Source organism: Actinoplanes solisilvae (assembly GCF_003999975.1).
GTDB lineage: Bacteria > Actinomycetota > Actinomycetes > Mycobacteriales > Micromonosporaceae > Actinoplanes > Actinoplanes solisilvae.
This window is the reverse complement of sequence record NZ_RJAC01000073.1, coordinates 1-1,822: the sequence shown is the minus strand read 5'-3', so window position 1 is coordinate 1,822 and position 1,822 is coordinate 1. Positions and strand designations below refer to the sequence as shown.

Below are 1,822 nucleotides of genomic sequence, written 5' to 3'. Positions count from 1 at the left end.
ATGAGTTTTCAGATATTACTGTTAAATATGACCAGCAGAAAAAAGGACGCTCTATTTCAGGATTTTCATTTACTTTTAAACAAAAAAAATTAGCTAATGGAGCTATTTCTCGTCAAAAAGGTATAAATCTATCTGTAAAAATGACCGATGCTCAACGGCATCTATTCGCAAATAAGCTTTCTAGACTTCCTGAAATGAATAACTACTCTCAAGGCACAGAAAGCTTTGAACAATTCGCTGTCCGCATTGCCGAAATGCTTCAAGATTCAAATAAATTTGAAGAATTATTCCCATATCTTCAAAAAGTTGGCTTCCAATCCGCCTAAAAATTAAGCTTGATCATTTGTCTATTAGACAGTCTAATAGACAACGAATTTTTACAAGTTTAGACATAGGTTTGCAGAATGAAAACCCTTACAGTTCTTGAACTTTCCAAGCTGTACAACATCAATAGACAAACTATTTACAACAACATAAAGAAAGGAATTTTAAGTAAAAATTCTGATAATAAGATTGATCTAGCAGAAGCTATCCGTGTTTTTGGGGAACCAACAATAAAAGAAGATGTAAAAGATTCTGTAAAAATAGACAGTCCAAGTTCGGCAGAAAATTTACTGCTTAGACAGCAGATAGACATGCTGAAAAATCAGCTTGACGATGCCAAGAATCGAGAATCTTTCTATCAGAATCAGATTGAAACAATGCAACGTCTATTGGAAGCACCAAAACCCAATGTCACTCAATCTAGTGATCCTGGATCAGTACAACCTGAATCAGTAAAAGAAGACGTGATAACAATGCCCCCTGAAGAATCAGAGGTGATCGAGAATAAACGTATCCCTGTTCCTGAGCAGGTAGAGGCTAAACCAAAAAAAAGGGGCTTCCTGAGCCGTTTTTTCCTCCCTTACGGTTAACCAGGATTCCAATTTTTTGATGAGCCAATTTCAGTGCAAGCACATGAAATAATGACTCACCAAAAAACAGGATGATGTTTATTAAAACTGAATAAAATCGTGAAACATTGATTATTTGTTGAGCGTGGAACATGAATAATCAATAAAAAGCCGTTCTAGTGCCCTATACTCCAGAACGGCTTAATCTAATATACTGAAATTTAATGAGAAATATCAAGCATTTCGTATAACGCCTATTATGTTAATTTTAGAGATTCTACATAAACATAAAATCTCCTGCGCTTAGATTCTGGCATGTGTTCCATACTTATCAATCATAATAGAGCTGGCTTCATTTAAGCCACGCACAGTGACATTCACACCATTCTTTTGAAATTTATTTACAACAGAATCAAGCATGGCGACTGATGTTACATCCCAAATGTGAGAATGGGTCAAATCAATAATCACATCCTTTACATCCTCTTTAAAGTCAAAACCTTGCATGAATTTTTCAGAAGAACTAAAGAAGATCTGACCTCTCAAATCATATAAACGGGCTGTTCCTTCAAAAGATGCTGTTACCTGGATATCATTTTCAAGTTTATTCGCCAGGAACAAGGCTGAAAGTAATACGCCTGTTAACACACCCAAAGCCAGGTTATGCGTAGCAACAACTACAATCACAGTCGCAATCATAACGATATTACTGCTCTTAGGATTATCTTTTAACTGAGTGACAGAACTCCATTCAAAGGTACTGATAGAGACCATGATCATTACCGCTACCAATGCAGCCATTGGAATCACTTTGAGCCAGTCACTGATAAATACAACAAGAATAAGAAGAAAAATACCCGCAGAGAATGTTGATAAGCGTGTAAGGCCGCCTGATTTTACGTTAATCATAGATTGACCAATCATGGCAC

The 1,822-nt window shown here is 36.1% G+C and carries 3 protein-coding genes; 2 read left to right on the top strand and 1 reads right to left on the bottom strand.

The genetic code is table 11. The features are described from left to right. Both EER30_RS46630 and EER30_RS46625 read left to right on the top strand, forming a co-directional pair. Positions 1-326 (top strand): hypothetical protein (locus EER30_RS46630; RefSeq protein WP_432417610.1); only part of this gene is annotated, 326 nt, incomplete at its 5' end. Between the two features lie 78 nt (positions 327-404). Then, positions 405-914 (top strand): plasmid replication DNA-binding protein, encoded by a 510-nt coding sequence (locus EER30_RS46625; protein WP_127509768.1) that lies wholly within the window; start codon positions 405-407, stop codon positions 912-914. Between the two features lie 282 nt (positions 915-1,196). Here the strand turns inward: EER30_RS46625 and EER30_RS46620 are convergent. Further along, a partial coding sequence (locus tag EER30_RS46620; protein WP_164842808.1) for a SulP family inorganic anion transporter occupies positions 1,197-1,822 on the bottom strand: 626 nt, incomplete at its 5' end.